Source organism: Citrobacter sp. Cpo069 (genome assembly GCF_030332785.1).
In the GTDB taxonomy this organism is placed as follows: domain Bacteria; phylum Pseudomonadota; class Gammaproteobacteria; order Enterobacterales; family Enterobacteriaceae; genus Citrobacter; species Citrobacter portucalensis.
In genome coordinates this window covers 81,239-100,397 of sequence record NZ_JAOWHD010000042.1, presented here as the reverse complement: position 1 = coordinate 100,397, position 19,159 = coordinate 81,239, and the positions used below count along the sequence as shown (strand labels likewise).

At 50.7% G+C, this 19,159-nt stretch carries 21 protein-coding genes and 1 riboswitch; of the genes, 10 read left to right on the top strand and 11 right to left on the bottom strand.

Annotated features, from left to right (window positions below; all coding sequences use genetic code 11):
• Nucleotide 1 precedes the first annotated feature (1 nt).
• Nucleotides 2-2,488 (top strand): fimbrial biogenesis outer membrane usher protein, encoded by a 2,487-nt coding sequence (locus tag OGY08_RS04995; RefSeq protein ID WP_057068840.1) that lies wholly within the window; start codon nucleotides 2-4, stop codon nucleotides 2,486-2,488.
• Between the two features lie 11 nt (nucleotides 2,489-2,499).
• Nucleotides 2,500-3,510 carry a fimbrial protein gene (locus tag OGY08_RS04990; protein ID WP_103285539.1) on the top strand — a complete coding sequence of 337 codons (1,011 nt, stop codon included), beginning with the start codon at nucleotides 2,500-2,502 and terminating at the stop codon, nucleotides 3,508-3,510.
• Nucleotides 3,511-3,564: 54 nt separating this feature from the next.
• Here OGY08_RS04990 and OGY08_RS04985 read toward each other — a convergent pair whose 3' ends face one another.
• Nucleotides 3,565-3,897, bottom strand: a complete 333-nt coding sequence (locus OGY08_RS04985) for an RcnB family protein (RefSeq protein WP_003834436.1) — start codon at nucleotides 3,895-3,897, stop codon at nucleotides 3,565-3,567.
• Between the two features lie 237 nt (nucleotides 3,898-4,134).
• A riboswitch (TPP riboswitch) is annotated at nucleotides 4,135-4,231 on the top strand.
• 31 nt (nucleotides 4,232-4,262) lie between these two features.
• Between OGY08_RS04985 and thiM the strand changes: the two genes are divergently transcribed.
• The 3 genes from thiM to OGY08_RS04970 are packed head-to-tail and all read left to right on the top strand — an operon-like array spanning nucleotide 4,263 to nucleotide 6,637.
• Nucleotides 4,263-5,051: a hydroxyethylthiazole kinase gene (thiM, locus tag OGY08_RS04980; RefSeq protein ID WP_125362672.1), complete on the top strand. Its 789-nt coding sequence runs from the start codon at nucleotides 4,263-4,265 to the stop codon at nucleotides 5,049-5,051.
• The gene (gene thiD, locus OGY08_RS04975) at nucleotides 5,048-5,848 is read left to right on the top strand and encodes a bifunctional hydroxymethylpyrimidine kinase/phosphomethylpyrimidine kinase (RefSeq protein ID WP_125362671.1); all 801 of its coding nucleotides are present in this window, start codon (nucleotides 5,048-5,050) and stop codon (nucleotides 5,846-5,848) included. The genes thiM and thiD overlap by 4 nt, the downstream gene beginning before the upstream one ends.
• A gap of 42 nt (nucleotides 5,849-5,890) precedes the next feature.
• Nucleotides 5,891-6,637: a GntR family transcriptional regulator gene (locus OGY08_RS04970; protein WP_003834430.1), complete on the top strand. Its 747-nt coding sequence runs from the start codon at nucleotides 5,891-5,893 to the stop codon at nucleotides 6,635-6,637.
• Here OGY08_RS04970 and OGY08_RS04965 read toward each other — a convergent pair.
• Genes OGY08_RS04965 through OGY08_RS04955 form a run of 3 tightly spaced genes read right to left on the bottom strand, consistent with a single transcriptional unit; the run spans nucleotide 6,611 to nucleotide 9,851 of the window.
• The gene (locus OGY08_RS04965) at nucleotides 6,611-7,576 is read right to left on the bottom strand and encodes a PfkB family carbohydrate kinase (protein ID WP_125362670.1); all 966 of its coding nucleotides are present in this window, start codon (nucleotides 7,574-7,576) and stop codon (nucleotides 6,611-6,613) included. The two genes, OGY08_RS04970 and OGY08_RS04965, sit on opposite strands and share 27 nt — an antisense overlap.
• Nucleotides 7,573-8,577, bottom strand: coding sequence for an ADP-ribosylglycohydrolase family protein (locus tag OGY08_RS04960; RefSeq protein WP_125362669.1), 1,005 nt, complete (start codon nucleotides 8,575-8,577; stop codon nucleotides 7,573-7,575). The genes OGY08_RS04965 and OGY08_RS04960 overlap by 4 nt, the downstream gene beginning before the upstream one ends.
• Nucleotides 8,574-9,851, bottom strand: a complete 1,278-nt coding sequence (locus tag OGY08_RS04955) for a nucleoside permease (RefSeq protein WP_008785233.1) — start codon at nucleotides 9,849-9,851, stop codon at nucleotides 8,574-8,576. Before OGY08_RS04955 ends, OGY08_RS04960 begins: the two co-directional genes overlap by 4 nt.
• Before the next feature lie 252 nt (nucleotides 9,852-10,103).
• On the opposite strand from OGY08_RS04955, the gene fbaB reads away from it, so the two are divergent.
• Nucleotides 10,104-11,156 (top strand): class I fructose-bisphosphate aldolase, encoded by a 1,053-nt coding sequence (fbaB, locus tag OGY08_RS04950; protein ID WP_003834421.1) that lies wholly within the window; start codon nucleotides 10,104-10,106, stop codon nucleotides 11,154-11,156.
• A 20-nt stretch (nucleotides 11,157-11,176) separates the two neighbouring features.
• Here the strand turns inward: fbaB and yegS are convergent, their stop codons facing one another.
• From yegS to OGY08_RS04915, 7 genes are all read right to left on the bottom strand, one after another.
• On the bottom strand, nucleotides 11,177-12,076 hold the full coding sequence (gene yegS / locus OGY08_RS04945) for a lipid kinase YegS (protein WP_125362668.1): 900 nt from the start codon (nucleotides 12,074-12,076) through the stop codon (nucleotides 11,177-11,179).
• Nucleotides 12,077-12,207: 131 nt separating this feature from the next.
• On the bottom strand, nucleotides 12,208-12,939 hold the full coding sequence (artJ, locus tag OGY08_RS04940; RefSeq protein WP_003027308.1) for an arginine ABC transporter substrate-binding protein ArtJ: 732 nt from the start codon (nucleotides 12,937-12,939) through the stop codon (nucleotides 12,208-12,210).
• A 261-nt stretch (nucleotides 12,940-13,200) separates the two neighbouring features.
• On the bottom strand, nucleotides 13,201-13,869 hold the full coding sequence (gene artM, locus OGY08_RS04935; protein ID WP_003840185.1) for an arginine ABC transporter permease ArtM: 669 nt from the start codon (nucleotides 13,867-13,869) through the stop codon (nucleotides 13,201-13,203).
• A complete protein-coding gene (gene artQ, locus OGY08_RS04930; RefSeq protein WP_003027301.1) occupies nucleotides 13,869-14,585 on the bottom strand; it encodes an arginine ABC transporter permease ArtQ in 717 nt (238 codons plus the stop codon). Before artQ ends, artM begins: the two co-directional genes overlap by 1 nt.
• A gap of 6 nt (nucleotides 14,586-14,591) precedes the next feature.
• Nucleotides 14,592-15,323, bottom strand: coding sequence for an arginine ABC transporter substrate-binding protein ArtI (gene artI / locus OGY08_RS04925; RefSeq protein ID WP_003027298.1), 732 nt, complete (start codon nucleotides 15,321-15,323; stop codon nucleotides 14,592-14,594).
• A 16-nt stretch (nucleotides 15,324-15,339) separates the two neighbouring features.
• Complete coding sequence (gene artP, locus OGY08_RS04920) at nucleotides 15,340-16,068, bottom strand: arginine ABC transporter ATP-binding protein ArtP (protein WP_003027295.1); 729 nt, start codon at nucleotides 16,066-16,068, stop codon at nucleotides 15,340-15,342.
• A gap of 225 nt (nucleotides 16,069-16,293) precedes the next feature.
• Nucleotides 16,294-16,809 carry a lipoprotein gene (locus tag OGY08_RS04915; RefSeq protein ID WP_125362666.1) on the bottom strand — a complete coding sequence of 172 codons (516 nt, stop codon included), beginning with the start codon at nucleotides 16,807-16,809 and terminating at the stop codon, nucleotides 16,294-16,296.
• A gap of 520 nt (nucleotides 16,810-17,329) precedes the next feature.
• On the opposite strand from OGY08_RS04915, the gene cspG reads away from it, so the two are divergent.
• From cspG to OGY08_RS04895, 4 genes are all read left to right on the top strand, one after another.
• The gene (gene cspG / locus OGY08_RS04910; RefSeq protein ID WP_020996661.1) at nucleotides 17,330-17,542 is read left to right on the top strand and encodes a cold shock protein CspG; all 213 of its coding nucleotides are present in this window, start codon (nucleotides 17,330-17,332) and stop codon (nucleotides 17,540-17,542) included.
• A 10-nt stretch (nucleotides 17,543-17,552) separates the two neighbouring features.
• Nucleotides 17,553-17,741 (top strand): cold shock small protein YmcF, encoded by a 189-nt coding sequence (gene ymcF / locus OGY08_RS04905; RefSeq protein WP_071692589.1) that lies wholly within the window; start codon nucleotides 17,553-17,555, stop codon nucleotides 17,739-17,741.
• A gap of 203 nt (nucleotides 17,742-17,944) precedes the next feature.
• Complete coding sequence (locus tag OGY08_RS04900; RefSeq protein ID WP_001160725.1) at nucleotides 17,945-18,268, top strand: heavy metal-binding domain-containing protein; 324 nt, start codon at nucleotides 17,945-17,947, stop codon at nucleotides 18,266-18,268.
• The gene (locus tag OGY08_RS04895; RefSeq protein ID WP_008785229.1) at nucleotides 18,265-19,095 is read left to right on the top strand and encodes an N-acetylmuramoyl-L-alanine amidase; all 831 of its coding nucleotides are present in this window, start codon (nucleotides 18,265-18,267) and stop codon (nucleotides 19,093-19,095) included. Before OGY08_RS04900 ends, OGY08_RS04895 begins: the two co-directional genes overlap by 4 nt.
• Nucleotides 19,096-19,159 lie beyond the last annotated feature (64 nt).

Below are 19,159 nucleotides of genomic sequence, written 5' to 3'. Positions count from 1 at the left end.
TATGTTAAAGATAAATTCCATTACACTGGCAATCCTGTCGGTGTTGGTCACTTCATCCACATGGGCTGAAGAAGACACATTTGATACCCACTTTATGATCGGTGGTTTGAACGGTGAGAAAATCTCTCGCTATCAAATTGATGGTGATAAGCCAATGCCCGGCATATATGAAATGGATATTTATCTTAATAACCAGTGGCGCGGTCGGTACGATATTAATATCAAAGCCGATCCTGATGCGACATGTTTATCATGGACACAATTGCAGCAGATTGGTATTCGCACCGGGAATATTAAAACAGATAAAAAAGAGGAGTGCGTGCCGCTACGTGAAGCAGTACAGGGAGGTAGTGTTAGTTATGATATTGGGCAATTTATTCTGAACTTAAGCGTGCCGCAGGCGTATGTGCTTGAATATGAGCCAGGATATATGCCGCCTGAAACTTGGGATCGCGGTGTTAACGCTTTTTATACCTCTTATTATGCCAGCCAGTATTACAGTAGTTATAAACACGGCGGCGATGATAAAAGTAGTTATGTGAGCCTGAATAGTGGGTTGAACCTACTAGGATGGCAGTTGCACTCAAATGCCAACTATACCAAAGGTAATGAGGGTAGTGGCAATTGGAAAAGCAACACCCTATATATGGAGCGAGGTATACCGCAAATACTTGGCACGCTACGTACTGGGGATATGTATACCGGCTCGGATATCTTTGATGCGGTACGTTTTCGCGGTGTGCGTATCTGGCGCGATATGCAAATGTTACCGAACTCAAAACAGAATTTTACCCCAGTAGTCCGTGGGATTGCCCAGAGTAACGCGCTGGTAACTATCGAACAAAACGGCTTTGTTATTTACCAGAAAGAAGTTCCGCCAGGCCCATTTGCAATTGATGATCTGCAACTCGCCGGCGGCGGTGCGGACTTAGATGTGAGCGTGAAAGAGGCCGACGGTTCGGTATCTCATTATCTGGTGCCTTATTCATCTGTGCCGAATATGCTGCAGTCGGGCGTATCGAAATATGATTTTGCTGCGGGGCGCAGTCATATTGAGGGGGCTGGCAATCAGTATGATTTCCTGCAAGGCAGCTATCAGTATGGCTTGAACAATCTGCTAACGGTCTATGGCGGTACAATGCTGTCACAAAACTATACCTCGTTTGTACTCGGGACCGGCTGGAATACACCCATTGGCGCGGTATCGGTAGATGCCACGCGATCGCATAGCGAGCAAGACAATGGCGATGTATTTGATGGCCAGAGCTATCAGGTTGCGTGGAACAAGTATGTCGCACAGACCGGCACGCAGTTTGCGCTGGCAGCTTTTCGTTACTCCTCGCGGGATTATCGTACCTTTAATGACTACGTATGGGCGAATAACAAAAATCACTATGACCGCGATGAAAATGATGTTTATGACGTTGCAGACTACTATCAAAATGACTTTGGCCGAAAGAACAGCTTTTCGCTGAATATCAATCAAGTATTACCCGAAAACTGGGGATCCTTGGCCGTCAGCGGCCTGTGGCGCGACTACTGGCAGCGCAGTGGAACCGGCAAAGATTATCAGCTGAGCTACTCGAACGCCTGGCAGCGTGTCAGCTATACCTTGTCCGTCAGCCAGACCTATGATGAGGACAACCACGAGGATAAACGTTTTAACCTGTATATCTCCATCCCGTTCTCGTGGGGTGACGGTATTTCAACTCCTCGACGCGATCTGTTTGTCTCTAACTCAACGACGTTTGATGACGATGGTTATCAATCGAACAACACCAGCTTAAGCGGGGTGGCGGGTAATCGCAATCAATTCAGCTATGGTGCCAATCTCAGTCACCAACGACAGGGGAATGAGACAACAGCGGGTGGTAGCCTGGTCTGGCGCGCGCCAGTTGCGACTGTAGGCGGTAGTTACAGCCAATCGAATAAGTATCAACAGGCCAGCGGCAATATTCAGGGGGGTTTAGTGGTATGGTCAGATGGTGTTGCGTTAGCTCCTCGGCTTTCAGATACATTCGCCATTATCAAAGCGCCTGGATTGCAGGGGGCAGCTGTGCAGGGGCATCGTTATTTAACAACCAACAGCAAAGGTTACGCGGTTTACGACAGTTTGACGCCGTATCGTGAGAATATGCTGGTGCTGGATCTTTCCGACAGTAATAGCGATGTCGCCTTGCTTGGCAATCGCAAAGGCGCAGTGCCTTATCGCGGCGCGGTTGTGATGACGGAGTTTGAAACCGATAGGCGTAAACCCTGGTTCTTCATTGCTGAGCGTCCGGACGGCTCTCCGTTATCGTTCGGTTATGAAGTGGAAGATGATATTGGTAATAATGTTGGCCTGGTGGGGCAGGGTAGCCGGTTATTTATTCGTACTAACGATATTCCTACCTCGGTACGCGTCGCAGTTAATAAACAACAGGGACAATTCTGTACGATTACCTTCGATAAGGCAATTGATGAGAATAAAGTTTATATTTGCCGATAAGGGATCCGTTTATGAAGAAGTATTGGTTTTTAATTTTACTGTTGTTCCCTTTTTTGGGGCAGGCTAAATGTACCCCCAAAGGAAGTCCGAGCGCGACACAGTCAATTACATTGGATTTGACCACGGGTTCAACAACAGTGAGTTTCAATCCTAATCTCCAAGGGACATTCGACTGTAACTCGACAGGCGATAAAATGTATTATGCAACAAATTTGAAGGATTATATTGTTGAAATGAAGGACTCCGCTGCTGGTAAGAGCATTTTTATTAAATTGACGCTTACAGGTACAGGTTTTCCAGTAGATACAAATGGGTCTTTATTTTCACCTAAAAATTACACGGTAAATGATGTTATTAATAATAAAAAAATGTCTATTGAGGCATCATATGTGGCACCAACCACATATAGTTCAGATAGTGGTGAAATAGTGTATGGGAACTCGTTTGGATTATCTCAGCCCGCAGTCAATTTTTTATCTGATAATTCCTGTAATTCGAATATTATAGCATGGTGGTTTTGCTCGGCATTAGGATTATTGAATAGTGGTAATGCTTACTCACAACATTTGACGTTTACAGTCATACACAAACCAACAACCTGTCGTTTCTCTCAGCCGACATATGAAATCAAAATGCCGGATACGACGTTAAACGAAATGTTAAGCGCAAACAATACTAAATCAGGGTCTACAAATTTGGTACTAAATTGCAACAGTGTTTACAATGTCACTACCAATCCCGTGAGTTTTAAGGTGGTTCGCGGTGACTGGGATGAAAGCGGGAAAATACTAAATAATACGATAACGAATGGCGCAAAAGGGGTGGGGTTCCAGATATATAACGGCACCGCGACTACTCCCCTAAAACTGGGGGATACTCTGATGAACAGAATAGCTAAATTGGAAACAATCAATAATCAGTACATTTTCCCTATCACTGCGAAATATGTTCGCGTGACAGGAGAATCTTTACGACCAGGTGAGGTACAAAGTAAAGTCATATTTGCAGTATCTTATGACTAATTGATTTGCAGTATTTCACGTACTTTCTTGCTGAAAGTACGTGTTTTTATTTTATTATCGATGATAAAAAATCTCGCCGTCGTAGGCTTTAATGATCTTAGCATCGGCATCATTGACCAGCACATAAGCGCCGCCCATGTAGGTCCAGTGGGTGCCTGCCGTCGGTGCGGGCAGGTTGCGCAGATTCCACTGTTTAATGGTGTATTCTTCGGTGAGATACAGTGGTGGAACCTTGTCACCGGGTTTGAAATGGGTGAAGTCAGCAATAAAGCTGCTCAGTTCATACTTATCGATACCGGTGGGGGCAGCTGTTGCAGCTGGTGCGGCCCAGACGACGCTGCTTGCAAGCAGAAGTGCACCCAGCAACATTTTATTCTTCATACCCATCCTCTCTACCTCTTCGGGTCATCAAAATCAGTCATGTATCATTCCTGGCATACCGGATGTCTGACAAGCACTATTTTGTGATCACTCCAGTAATTTCGTAAAAAGTGTAAATGAAAGTACAGAAATCCGGCAACTGTGACCAGAGGTTTAGCGGCGAAGCATCAGCGTGCAGTGCCAATTTACATCATCAGACACAGACAGTATCCTGTTGCTGAAACCAACATATTACATTTGCGTTTCAACGACTCGGGGTGCCCTTCCTGGTGAAGGCTGAGAAATACCCGTACCACCTGATCTGGATAATGCCAGCGTAGGGAAGTCTGACACTGCTCGTGTCCCTTCTTCGCGCGGGCAGGAGCTGAACCATGCAGCCTGACCTGCACAGCCGCGCACTCGCGGCTCACATCTTGCACCAATTTAGAATCTTATCCCCGCTCACACACTGTATGACCAATGAGGTCGTGCAAAGCTTTACTGCCAATACGTTACTGGCGCTGGGCGCATCGCCTGCGATGGTGATCGAGCCTGAAGAAGCCAGCCAATTCGCCGCTATTGCCAGTGCATTGCTGGTTAATGTCGGCACCTTAACTCGGGAACGGGCCACGGCGATGCGTGCCGCAGTTGAGCAGGCTCATCATGCTAAAACCCCGTGGACGCTCGATCCCGTTGCCGTAGGCGCGCTTGAGTTTCGTCGCCGCTTCTGCCTGGAATTATTGTCACTGCAGCCTGCGGCTATTCGTGGCAACGCTTCGGAAATACTTGCTCTGGCCGGCATGAACGGTGGGGGACGCGGCGTGGATACAACCGATACGGCTGTCGCTGCGCTTCCGGCAGCGCAGGCGCTGGCTCGTCAGATTGGGACCATTGTTGTGGTTACCGGCGAAGTGGATTACGTCACCGATGGTCAGCGTACCGTTTGCGTGGACGGTGGTGACCCGTTGATGACTCGCGTGGTGGGCACCGGATGCGCGCTATCAGCGGTTGTTGCGGCCAGTTGCGCTTTACGTGGTGACCGACTTGATAACGTCGCCTCCGCCTGTAGCTGGATGAAACAGGCCGGGCAAATAGCCACACAACAATCAAACGGACCGGGCAGCTTTGTCCCGGCATTTCTCGACGCCCTCTATAATCTGAACGCCCAGGAGCAAGCATGAAACGGATTAACGCATTAACGATCGCCGGAACCGACCCAAGCGGTGGTGCGGGTATTCAGGCTGATTTAAAAACCTTCTCGGCGCTGGGCGCTTACGGCTGTTCCGTTATCACGGCGTTGGTGGCACAAAATACGCGTGGGGTGCAGTCGGTGTATCGCATTGAACCTGATTTTGTCGCCGCGCAGTTGGACTCTGTGTTCAATGATGTGCGTATTGATACGACTAAAATCGGTATGTTGGCGGAGACGGACATTGTCGAAGCTGTCGCCGAACGTTTACGTCGCCATCAGGTACAAAATGTGGTGCTGGACACGGTGATGTTGGCGAAAAGCGGCGATCCGTTGCTGTCGCCCTCGGCGGTAGAAACGCTGCGCACCCGTTTGCTGCCGCAGGTTTCGATTATCACCCCTAATTTACCCGAAGCTGCTGCACTGCTCGGGGCATCGCATGCGCAGACTGAGCAGGAGATGTTAGAGCAGGGAAGGGCACTACGGGCGCTGGGCTGCGAGGCAGTGTTGATGAAGGGCGGTCATCTGGATGATGCACAAAGCCCCGACTGGCTCTTTACGCGCGATGGTGAGCAGCGTTTTACCGCACCAAGGGTGATGACCAAAAATACCCATGGCACAGGTTGTACGCTATCGGCGGCGTTGGCAGCCCTACGTCCGCGCCATAACAACTGGGCCGATACCGTACAGGAAGCCAAACTGTGGCTTTCAGCGGCGCTGGCGCAGGCCGACACGCTGGAAGTTGGCGAGGGAATTGGTCCGGTCCATCATTTCCACGCGTGGTGGTAATGGGTATACTGGCTGCAGAAACGGCGGCCAGGAAAAAGATAAATGGAACAAGCGCATACCCAGCTTATCGCACAACTGAATGAACGTATTTCAGCGGCGGATAACACGCCGCTGTATATGAAATTTGCGCAGACGGTGAAGAATGCTGTGCGCAGTGGGATCCTGGAGCACGGCAATATCCTGCCCGGCGAGCGCGACCTCAGCCAGTTGACCGGCGTTTCTCGGATTACGGTACGCAAGGCGATGCAGGCCCTGGAAGAAGAAGGTGTAGTAACACGTGCCCGCGGTTACGGAACGCAAATCAACAATATCTTCGAGTACTCGCTCAAAGAAGCGCGCGGTTTTTCTCAGCAGGTGGTGTTGCGCGGTAAAAAACCGGATACGTTGTGGGTCAACAAGCGCATTGTGCCTTGTCCGGAAGAGGTGGCCCAGCAGTTGGCTGTCGCCGTGGGGAGTGAGGTCTTCCTGCTCAAGCGTATTCGCTACGTTGATGAAGATGCCGTTTCTATTGAAGAGTCCTGGGTACCCGCACATCTAATTCATGACGTGGATGCCATCGGTGTTTCGCTGTATGACTATTTTCGTAGCCAGCATATTTTCCCGCAGCGCACGCGCTCACGTGTTAGTGCCAGAATGCCTGACGCAGAGTTTCAGGCGCACATTCAAATGGATAGCAAAGTGCCGGTACTGGTAATCAAGCAGGTAGCGCTTGACCAGCAGCAACGGCCTATTGAATACAGCATCAGTTACTGTCGTAGCGATCTATACGTTTTTGTGTGCGAGGAGTAGCTCCTCGCGTGACGGGGCGCAATCGCCGCCGCGATGCCCAACTACCCAGGACGCCACCGCGTTACCTAACAACACTGAGTCGGCCAGCGTCCAGCCAGACGCCAGTCCGGCCAGCATGCCGCCAGCGTGGCTGTCACCTGCGCCGATAGTATCAACGACCGCCGTTGCAAATGCCGGTACGCAGCCGGATGTCTGTGCGCTGAAATACCATGCGCCGTCTTTATCGTGACGCACGACCACCGGTGCGGTGAAACGCAGCACCCATTCTGCGCCAAAACCTTCCACATCCTGACTTAATGCAAACCGCTCGGCAGCAATTTCCGCCTCCTGACGATTAAGTGACACCAGCGGACGACAGGCCATAATTCTAGCCAGTAAGGGCTCGGGAATGTCGCCGATGCGCGGGCCAAAATCGATAAATGGTGTCACCTCTTCCAGACCTTCCAGCCACTGCACCAGCAATTCACCGCACGGGGACGCTAGCTGATAACCCGAAAGATACACCAGGCTATGACGCGGGATATCCAGCTGTGCCAGCCAGGCGGCATTCCACTGATTCTCAACGCCGCTAAAAGACATAAAGGTACGCTCGCCATCCGGCTCCACCAGCGCCAGACACCAGCCGTTATCGCCTTCGGCATTGTCGATCCGGCTGTGCAGTCCCTCTTTTGCCATCCGGTTGCGGATAATGTCAGCCCACACTCCCTGACCCAGTGGTAGAGCATTGCAGGCATCGATACCTAAACGCTTAAGCGTGACGGCGATATTGAGTGCGCAGCCGCCAACGTTAACACCTTGCTGCTTGAGCTCGATATCACAGCCGCGCCAGGGGAGGGCATACGCATCGGCAATGACATCAATCACCGCCGCACCCACCACCGTTACTGGCCGCTGTGTACGTAACTGCGAGAGAAGTTGTTGCAGATGCGTGTTGCTCATAGCGCCTCCCGCTGCTTGCGCAGTCGCATTAACCCGTTGGCGTAGTGGGTAAAGTCCAGCTGATTCACCGCGTCCAACTCCTGCTTCAATGCCGGGTTGATCGCGCTCACGCCATGTAATGCACCACAAATGGCGGTTGCCATCGCCCCGATGGTGTCGGTATCGCCGCCGAGGTTAGCGCACAAAATGGCGCAGCGGTTAGGATCGGTCTGTGCCAGCTCAACCATGGCGATAGCGCAAGGAACGGACTCAATGGTGCTGGTTCCTGCCCCCACAACCTGATACAACTGCTCGCTGGCGGACTCGACGCCATCGGCGTTACGGACGATTTTCAGCGCCAGTTCAAGGCGTGCACAAAGCGATGCGCTAAAGGTGGTGATTCGTTTTTGCTGCGCATGCAGGGCAATGGCAGGTAGCGCGTCGACAATCTCTGACCATTTTCCTCCGTCGATGGCGCGCGATACCGCCCACGCGACGACAACGGCTCCCGCGATAGCCAGATCCGATTTATGCGTTGGGCTGGAGGCCAGTGCCACATCATAGATAAAGGCATCAAGATCGCGGGCGGGCAGCAGGCATCCCAGCGGGGAAACGCGCATTGCCGCGCCGTTGGTCACGCCGTTGTTTTCCAGTTCGGCGACCGGTTTACCGTCACGAATAGCGTTCAATGCAATTTTTGAGGTCGGGCCGAGCACGTTTTTATTAAAAGCATCAAACTGCTCGGCCCATGCCAGAATATTGCGACCAATAACGTCTGGCACAATTTCGCCGTCGCACTCAAGCAGGGCATCTGCCAGACACAGTGCCATGGACGTGTCATCAGTGAACTCCGCCTGGTTAAAATAGCAGGCGGCATTATTTTCCGCAGGGCCGGGCAAAAAACGGTCGATCCAACCGAAGTGTGCTTTAACCCGGGTTCTTGGCCACAGTTCCGACGGCATACCCATCGCATCCCCTAACGCCTGCCCATAAAGAGCACCGAGAATACGTTCTGCTTTCATTTTACTTCCCCTTGTTTCAACGCTACATCGCGATCGTCCACCTTAATGGCGGTGATTTCTTTGTCTGATTCGCGAAAGAAAATCATAAACATCACGGCAATGACGGCAATCATGACCGCGCCAAATCCCCACATGCCAGCCCAGTTAAAGGTGAGACCATTAACCGGTTCCTGATAAGCAAACATTTTTTCCATCATCACGCCGCCCAGACGGTAACCGAGCAGGCTGCCGAACCCCTGACAGCAGAGGGTGATAAGCCCTTGCGCTGCGGTGCGCATGTGGACCGGCGCTTTTTTATCGACATAGATGTAAGCCGTGACGTAATAGAAGTCGTAACTGACGCCGTGCAGCAGAATGCCGAGAAACAGCAGGGCGTAAGTGAAATATTCTTCCGCACCGCCGTAAACGAAAAATCCGTAGCGGATCGCCGCAGTAATAAGACCAAGCAACAATACCTTTTTAATGCCAAAGCGTTTGGTGAAAAACGGTAGCGCCAGCATGAAGAAGATTTCAGAGAATTGGCCCAGTGTCATCCAGCCGGTGGCGTTTTTCATTCCGACTTCTGTCAGGTAACCGTTGGCAAAGATGTAATAGAACGCCAGTGGCATCGCAAACAGGAAAGAGCAAAAGAAGAAGACGAGGAAATTCTTATCGCGCAGCAGGATCAGCGCATCCAGACCCAGCATAACTTTGAAATCCATTTTGCCGGTACTTTTTGGCGGCGTATCCGGTAAAAAGAAGGCAAAAACACCTAACAATGCGGAGCTTCCGGCAGTGATAAGCAGGGGAATATTGGTCGGTGAGATGTCGTTATAGCCAAGCATTTGCGGTAAGAAACCGCAGGCCAAACCGGAGGCAATCCAGCCAATGGTGCCCATCACGCGGATGCGTGGGAAATCACGTTCAACATCCGGTACGTTGGCAAAAGCAATACTGTTGGTCAGCGCAATCGTCGGCATATAGGTCAACGAATAGGCCAGTAACAGAGGGAAGAATCCGCTAAAGGTGGTTTGCTGGGCGGCGAAGTACATCAGAATAGCGCCGACGAACATCAACACCGCCAGCACTTTTTGCGCGGAGAAAAAGCGGTCAGTGATTGAACCGACCAGAATGGGCGACAGGATCGCCGCAATGGCGGTGCAGGCGTAGGACCAGCCGATCTCTCCGGCACTAAAGCCACTTTTACTTAGCCACAGCCACAGTGGTACAAACCAGGCGCCCCAGATAAACCACTCTACAAACATCATGAACGACAGCTTAACTGTAGTTTTCATCTTTAAATCCTTCATGACAGGTAAGGTACGCGCTGATAGTACCATTCAGTAATACCTTTAAAATACCTTTGAGATTAAACTTTGACCGTCTTAACATTATTTTTTCCTGAATCGAGCCAGCAGAAGTTGCGGAAAAGTGCGCTAAAGATGGAAAAAAAGCGCAGTCGGTACCAGGCTTAATGCTGCCCGCAAAAAGGCGGGTCAGGACAATCCATATTCCGGTTTTAAACCGGAACTTACGGGAGCATAGCTATGACTGATATTGCGCAGTTGCTTGGCAAAGATGCCGACAGCCTTTTACAGCATCGTTGTATGACCATTCCTTCTGACCAACTTTACCTGCCTGGACATGATTACGTCGATCGCGTGATGGTGGATAACAACCGGCCGCCTGCCGTGCTGCGTAATATGCAGACGCTGTATAACACGGGGCGACTTGCCGGGACAGGGTATCTGTCGATCCTACCGGTGGATCAGGGGGTAGAGCATTCTGCTGGGGCTTCGTTTGCCGCTAACCCGCTGTACTTTGATCCGAAGAATATTGTGGAGTTGGCTATCGAAGCAGGGTGCAACTGCGTAGCATCGACTTACGGTGTGCTGGCTTCTGTCTCCCGCCGCTACGCGCACCGTATCCCGTTCCTCGTTAAAATTAACCACAACGAAACGCTCAGCTATCCGAATACCTTTGACCAGACACTGTATGCCAGCGTAGAGCAGGCGTTCAATATGGGGGCTGTTGCGGTAGGGGCAACCATCTATTTCGGTTCTGAGGAATCTCGCCGCCAGATTGAAGAGATTTCAGCAGCGTTTGAGCGCGCCCATGAGTTGGGTATGGTTACCGTGCTGTGGGCGTATCTGCGTAACTCCGCGTTTAAAAAAGATGGCGTGGATTACCATGTTTCCGCTGATCTTACCGGGCAGGCTAACCATCTGGCTGCCACTATTGGAGCGGATATCGTTAAGCAGAAAATGGCGGAAAATAACGGCGGGTATAAAGCGGTTAATTTTGGCTACACCGACGATCGCGTCTATACCAAGTTGACCAGCGAGAATCCAATTGACCTGGTGCGTTACCAACTGGCGAACTGTTATATGGGGCGTGCCGGGTTAATTAACTCTGGCGGGGCGGCCGGCGGCGATACCGACCTGAGCGATGCAGTGCGTACGGCGGTTATTAACAAACGTGCGGGTGGTATGGGGCTGATTCTGGGGCGTAAAGCGTTCAAGAAAACCATGGCCGACGGCGTTAAGTTGATTAACGCCGTACAGGACGTTTATCTGGACAGCAAAGTCACTATCGCCTGATCCCTCGGATTGTCGTTGGGTTAGCGCAATAGCGGACAACCCGGCGGCAGTCTGCAACGTAGCGCAGCGGGCAGGATTTCAATATGAAACTCTTGTCCGCTGAGTGGTTCACCATCGAGATTAAAGGTAATTTCGTGTGGGGCGCGGATATCAAACCACGACGATGCGCCGTCAATAATGTTAGGGTTGTCTTCGGATTGCGTTAACGCCGAAAGCAGTCCTGGCAGTAGTTCTTCGCCGGTAAAAATGCGCAGTTGCAGCAGGCCGTCGTTGATCAGCGCCGTCGGGCAAAGTTGTTGCCCACCACCGGCCTGGCGACCGTTACCGATACCAATCACCAGCGCCTTACCCTGCCAGTGAAAATCCTCCCCACGAATGTCACAGATGTCGGGCTTGAGCGTATCCATGCGCATTAATCCGTGAATAAAATACGATACACCGCCCAGTGCGGCCTTGAGTTTTTCCGGCGTTTCGGTGGTGATGCGAGTGCCAAACCCGCCGGTCGCCATGTTGACAAAACACGTTTTATCGTTGACCTGCACCATATCGATTGCAGTCGCATTTGCAGCGATAGCCAGCTTTAACGCCTTATCAAGGTCATCGGGTATACCAACGCTGGTGGCAAAGTCATTCGCCGTTCCCAACGGTAAAATACCCAGCGCTGGAATATTGCCACCCTGCGACTGAATCAGCGCTGTCGAAACTTCGTTGATGGTGCCGTCACCGCCGCCGGCTATCACCGTAGCAACGCCTAGCTGACGAGCTTCATCAACGTAGCGTTGGGCATCGCCTTTTTCCCAGGTCACGCGAACATGGATTTCCACGCCTTCATCGCGAAGCTTCGCAATGGCATCACGCAGGGGGAGATTATCAGCACTTTTTCCATTGAGGATCAGTAAACTGGCAGGGAACGCTATCATCCGTTTGCCTCACTTTTTTTCGTTTTAACAAGTGTATGCCAGGAAAGCGTTTATGGCGTAAGAACTGACTGAAAGCGCAGGCGAAGAGATAAAAAAAGCCGCAGAGCGCGGCTTTTCAGATTGGGCAGACGTTACTGCGGGAACCACTGATCGCTGATTTTCTGGTACGTGCCGTCAGCTTTGATTGCCGCCAGCGCGCTGTTCAGTTTTTCCAGTAGGGCTTTGTTATCCGGGCGAACCGCGATGCCAAGGCCAGTACCGAAGTATTGCGGATCGGTTACTTTGTCAGTGGCTACGCCTAACTGCGGGTTGGTTTTCAGCCATTCGTTAACCACAGCGGTATCGCCAAATACGCCATCAATACGGCCATTTTTCAGGTCGATAATCGCATTCTGATAGCTATCGTAGGCCACGGTTTTCACTTCAGGATGTTTGTCCTGCAGGTATTTCTGGTGCGTGGTGCCGTTTTCCATACCGATGCGTTTTCCTTTCAGATCGGCAAAGGTTTTATAGGTATCTTTTTTGGCAATAACCAGCGCGGAGTTAGCATAGTAAGGCTGAGTGAACGCAACCTGTTTGCTACGCTCGGGCGTGATATCCATTCCGGAAATCACTGCATCATATTTTTTGAATTTCAGCGCGGGGATCAGGCTGTCGAAAGCATGATTGGTAAAAGTACATTCCGCCTGCATTTGTTTGCACAGCGCCGTTGCCAGGTCGATGTCAAAACCGACAATTTTATTGCTCGCGTCCAGTGATTCAAATGGCGGATATGTGGCTGATACACCGAAACTAATTTTATCAGCAGCTGAGGCGCCAGCGGCGAAAGTAGCAAGTAATGCGGCCAGTACTAACTTTTTCATGGTGGAACTCCCGTCTGTCAATCTTATGATTATTACCGTGTCTGCGGCGTGGAGTAACAATGCCATTTAATGAATTTATATGCAATAAAAATGATTAAGTATTTTTTCTGATATAAAAAAAGACGGACAATTTAGGTTGTTGTCCGTCTTCATTATTTTGCTTTATGCATATTTGCCGGATGGCGGTGCTAGCACCTTATCCGGCCTACAAAAGGTGCATGAACCGTAGGCCTGATAAGCGTAGCGCCATCAGGCATATGCTTAATTCCGGTGTTCAAACGCCAGCGCTTTACGTTCGATTAAGCGCATCATCAGCGTCAGCAAACCGTTGACGATCAGATAAATCACACCTGCCGCACCGAAGACCATAACGTCATAAGTACGACCGTACAGCAGCTGGCTATAGCCCATGACTTCCATCAGCGTGATAGTGTAAGCCAGTGAGGTACTTTTAAATACCAGCACCACTTCGTTGGAATACGAGGAGAGGGCGCGTTTAAAGGCGTACGGCAACAGAATCGCCAGCGTATCCTTTTTGCTCATCCCTAACGCTCCGCAGGACTGCCACTGGCCTTCCGGGATTGCACGGATAGCGCCGTAGAACAGTTGCGTAGTGTAGGCCGCACTGTTTAACGACAGCGCAATTAAGGCGCATAACCAGGGTTCAGAGAGCAGATGCCACAGTACCGGATATTCTTGCAATGCCGGAAACTGCCCTGGTCCGTAGTAGATCAGGAAGATTTGCACCAGCAGCGGTGTACCGGTAAACAGCGTGATATAAGCGCGAACCAGCCACACCAGCACCGGCGTTTTCAGCGTCAGGATGACGGTGAAGATCAGCGCCAGCACCAGAGCAACCACGATGGAGGCGACCGTCAGCGTCAGGCTGGTATGCAGCCCTTTCAACAATTCAGGTAAATACTCAAGCATCAGCCTGGTCTCCGCTCAAAACGTGTCGCGCGTAGGTCAATGCGTTTGAGAATGTACTGACTCACCAGCGTAATCACCAGATAAATAGCGGCCGCCACAATGTACCAGGTAAATGGCTCCTGGGTGCGGGTGGCAATACTCTTCGTTTGCAGCATCAGATCGTTCACGCTGATAAGGCTGACCAGCGCGGTATCTTTCAGCAACACCAGCCACTGGTTACCCAGTCCCGGTAAGGCATGACGCCACATCTGCGGCATCACCAGACGAAAGAAGATCGCGGCTTTAGACAAACCCAACGCCTGACCTGATTCCCATTGTCCGAGTGGCACGGCCTTCAGCGCGCCACGCAGCGTTTGTGATGCGTAAGCGGCGTACAGTAATGACAGTGCAATGACACCGCACAGGAACGGGCTGACGTCGAAGTTTTCGATCTGCATCTGAACCGGGATTTGTACAAACCCGAGATTGATCGTAAAGCCATCGGCCAGCGTCAGCAGCAGCTGTGAGGAGCCGAAATAGATAAACAGAACCACCAGAATTTCTGGCAGACCGCGCAGGATGGTGACCAGGGCCGAGCCCGCCCATGCCACCGGGCGCCATTTTACTGACTCCCAGACGGCAAAAAACATGGCGAGTGCAAGGCCAATGATCAGCGCACAAACGGCAAGGCCGACGGTCATCCCGGCGGCGCTTGCTAAAGGAAAAAATTCATTCATCAAATATTACTTCTGGAACCATTTGTTGTAGATGGTCTCGTAAGTCCCATCTTTCTTCACTTTTTCCAGCGCAGCGTTAAATTTCTGCTGCAGCTCGGTATTGCCCTGGCGCACAGCAATGCCCAGACCGGTACCGAAGTAATCTTTATCCGTCACTTTGTCACCAACCGCGGCAAGCTTAGGATTGTCTTTCAGCCACTCGGTTACTACTGCGGTATCACCAAAGACGCCGTCAATACGACCGTTTTGCAGATCGAGTTTGGCATTCTGGTAGCTGTCATACGGCACAGTGGTCACTTCCGGATGTTTATCCATGATGAATTTCTGGTGCGTGGTACCGTTTTGAACGCCGACTTTTTTACCTTTCAGCTGGTCGATGCTGGTGTATTTACCCTGCTGGCCCACAAACAGCGCAGAGTTGTCGTAGTAAGGGGTGGTGAACAGCACCTGTTTTTCACGCTCAGGTGTGATGTCCATACCGGCCATTACCGCGTCAAAACGACGGAACTTCAGGCTCGGAATCAGGCTGTCGAAGGCCTGATTGGTGAAGGTACAAGTAGCGTCAATCTCTTTACACAGCGCGTTTGCCAGATCAACGTCAAAACCTACGATCTTGTTATTCGCATCGATAGATTCAAACGGAGGATAAGACGCTTCGGTGGCGAAACGAATGGTTTGGGCTGCGGTAGCGGAAAGACTAAAACCTGCGATTAGCGCTGCAATCAGAACTTTTTTCATTGTATTGTCCCGAATCTTAGTGAGAAAGATAGTTTTTAAACGCTTCGGTTTGCGGGTTGGCAAAGCAGCTCGCATCCCCAAACTCGACGATATGACCGTTTTCCATATACACCACACGACTGGCCGTTTTACGTGCAACTTCCACTTCGTGGGTGACGATCACCTGAGTAATGTTGGTTTCCGCCAGTTCGCGAATGATACTGACGATTTGGGCGGTAATTTCCGGGTCAAGCGCGGCGGTCGGTTCATCAAACAGCAGCACCTGCGGCTCCATCATCAACGCGCGGGCAATGGCCACACGCTGTTGCTGGCCACCGGAAAGATGTAATGGGTAACGATCGCTGTAAGGCTTGAGGCGCAGACGTTCCAGCAGTTTCTCGGCGCGCGCCATCGCTTGCTCTTTTGTCAGACCCAGTACGCGGCAGGGTGCTTCAATCAGGTTCTGTACAACCGTGAGATGCGGCCAGAGATTATATTGTTGAAAGACCATGCCTACGTTCTGACGCAGATCCCGAATGGCTTTATCTGACGGGGTCTTCGTGAAGTCGAAACGGTTGCCTGCAATAGAGAGCGTGCCCGAGCGCGGCATCTCAAGCAGGTTGAGTACGCGCAGCAGCGAGCTTTTCCCGGCTCCACTTGGGCCAAGTAACACCAGTGTTTCACCCTGAGGGCAATCCAGCGTGATATCGAACAGCGCCTGATGTGCGCCGTAGAAGCAGTTAATGCCGTTTAATTGAATACTCATTGACACTCGATACTGGCAGTCTGATAGCTATTGAAGCCGCAGATACTACCTTTGACAGAATAGTTATGCAATATTTATGCGTTAAAAGTTAAATGCAAACCGCATTCTTCTCTAAACATAGCACAAAATAGCGGGGCCACCAGTGGGCAAGAATAAATGTCGGCATTCTATGCAGAATGCCAGACAATTTATGGGGGTTATGATTTAAGCGGGTGAATGGGGCGGTTAGCGGTTTTCGACAGACTGGCGCAGCGTCCCGGCTGGCGCGTGTACGCTGCCGCCCAGATAACGTACATCATCAACGACCCAGCACTGACCTTCACGGATCATCAGCACTTCATCACGCCAGCTTTGGTCACCCTGTTTCAGCTCTACGCGCAGTGGAATGTTGCGTGCATCACTATTCGGAATAGTCGATGCGCTGGCGACACTGGCGCTTTCTGGTAACGTAGCGCGACTGGAGAACGGATCGCTGTTAAACAGATCGCGGTGTGCATTATCACGGCTGGCATCGGTCAGCAGTTTAGCCAGATTGTCGCTCAAGTACGGACGAAGGGCGGTAATATCATTGTTTCGATGCTGAATACGGTAATCATAGAATTGTTGAGCCACGCTGTCTGGTCCACCTTCTATGCATGAACCACTACGCGTGCCGTTATCTTTATAGACCGGCGTCACGGTCGTACAGGCGCTGAGAAGTAGTGCACATGGAACCAGCAGAGAGAGTTTCGAATAGCGCATAATGATTTCCTTATAAGCTTCCTACTAATTGTGTTCTACGATGAACAATTCGGTCTCACTAAAGATTGTATGAACGATTAACACATTGTTTTTGCTAAAGCAAATTCACGGACACCCGACCTGAAGCATGTTGGTGGCGCTCGTTGCCAGCTTCAGCTTTAGTATATCAACCTGCAACGGGGCGTTGGCGGCCATTCATGCTTCTTATACTGTATAGACCATCTGAGCATTTGCATGTTCCATTTGCCGCGCTTTACGCCTGGCTAAACAAAACTCATGCCGTGTTGTTGGCTATAAGGGACTCCGGATGGCTAAAATAAGAGTTGCTTAATCTCGGTGCCCGTGCGTTAATGATCCGGTCGGTTTGAATAACACACGATATACAAAGTAGTTTACTCAAGCAGTTCTCATTTTCAGGTGTAATCCGTTTATCCCCTCTTTGAGTCTCTTCATTAAGCACTACGAAGTTTCTGTCATAAAAACCAAGCTTGCCGAAAGGTTCAAATTAAGGAATAAATATATGTCTACTAAAATGACTGGTTTAGTTAAATGGTTCAATCCTGAAAAAGGTTTTGGCTTCATTACGCCTGCAGATGGCAGCAAAGATGTCTTTGTCCATTTCTCAGCGATTCAAAGTAATGAGTTTAAGACGCTGAATGAAAACCAGAAAGTCGAATTCGGTGTGGAGCAGGGACCTAAAGGTCCATCCGCAATTAATGTTGTGGCGCTTTGAGGTAACTATTATTACTAATCATATTCACTTTCGCTGTCCATGTTGCCATGGTTCCCAATACAGAACATCAACCTTTGATGTTACTGAAGGAAATCCATTCGGGGCAAAATGTATTTTTTGTAAATCAAAAATGATTACATTTGATAACGTAGCAATGTACATTCAGTCCGGCCAGGCGCCATTAGATTTCAGAAAATAATAACTTCAGGCCCCCAAACATCTGGGGGCTTTTTTATTTCTGGCGGCATGCCAGCCAAATAAAAATAAAAAACGCACCACCTGAAACCGCTACACATCAACAACGATAGCAGTTTTATTTGGCGGGCTTTCCTTTGAGTGTCATAGTATATTGGTTTGATAATGCTTTTGAGATTGTGCTCTTGGCGCAAAAGGAGATTAATCATGCAGTTTTCGACAACCCCTACGCTGGAAGGACAGAGCATCGTGGAGTACTGCGGTGTTGTTACCGGTGAAGCCATTTTAGGCGCGAATATTTTCCGCGATTTTTTTGCCGGTATTCGTGATATTGTCGGCGGTCGCTCCGGCGCGTATGAAAAAGAATTGCGTAAAGCGCGTGAAATTGCTTTTCAGGAGCTGGGCGAACAGGCGAAAGCGCTGGGTGCTGATGCGGTGGTCGGTATCGATATCGATTACGAAACCGTAGGCAAAGACGGTAGCATGCTGATGGTGAGCGTCAGCGGTACCGCGGTGAAAACTCGCCGATGAAACGTCTGTTGTGTCTGCTGGCATTTACGCTGTTGCTGGTGGGATGTGCTGGCGAAAAAGGGATTGTCGACAAAGACGGGTATCAGTTAGATACCCGCCGTCAGGCCCAGGCTGCTTATCCGCGCATTAAAGTACTGGTTATCCATTACACGGCCGATGATTTTGACTCTTCCCTGGCTACGCTGACCGATAAAAACGTCAGTTCACACTATTTGATCCCCGCAGTGCCGCCGCTTTACCATGGTAAACCGCGTATCTGGCAACTGGTGCCGGAAAAAGATCTGGCCTGGCATGCGGGGATTAGCTTCTGGCGCGGCGCTACGCGTATTAACGATACCTCAATTGGTATTGAGCTGGAAAACCGCGGCTGGCAAAAATCAGCGGGCAGCAAGTATTTTGCGCCGTTTGAGCCCGCGCAGATTCAGGCGTTAATCCCATTGGCGAAAGATATCATCGCCCGCTACGACATAAAACCGCAAAACGTGGTGGCTCATGCAGACATTGCGCCGCAGCGTAAGGACGATCCCGGTCCGCTGTTTCCGTGGCAAGCACTGGCCGCTCAGGGCATTGGCGCATGGCCGGATGCTCAGCGTGTGGCATTTTATCTCGCCGGACGAGCGCCCCATACGCCGGTAGAAACTGCGTCATTGCTCGATCTGCTGTCACGCTATGGCTATGAGGTAAAACCCGAGATGACGCCGCGTGAACAGCAGCGGGTGATTATGGCGTTCCAGATGCACTTCCGCTCGACGTTGTGGAATGGCGTGGCGGACGCGGAAACGCAGGCGATTGCCGAAGCGTTACTGGAGAAATACGGGCAGGGTTAACGCAGACACCAATGCCTGATGGCGCTTCGCTTATCAGGCCTACGGTTAATTTGGCAGGTTTTTG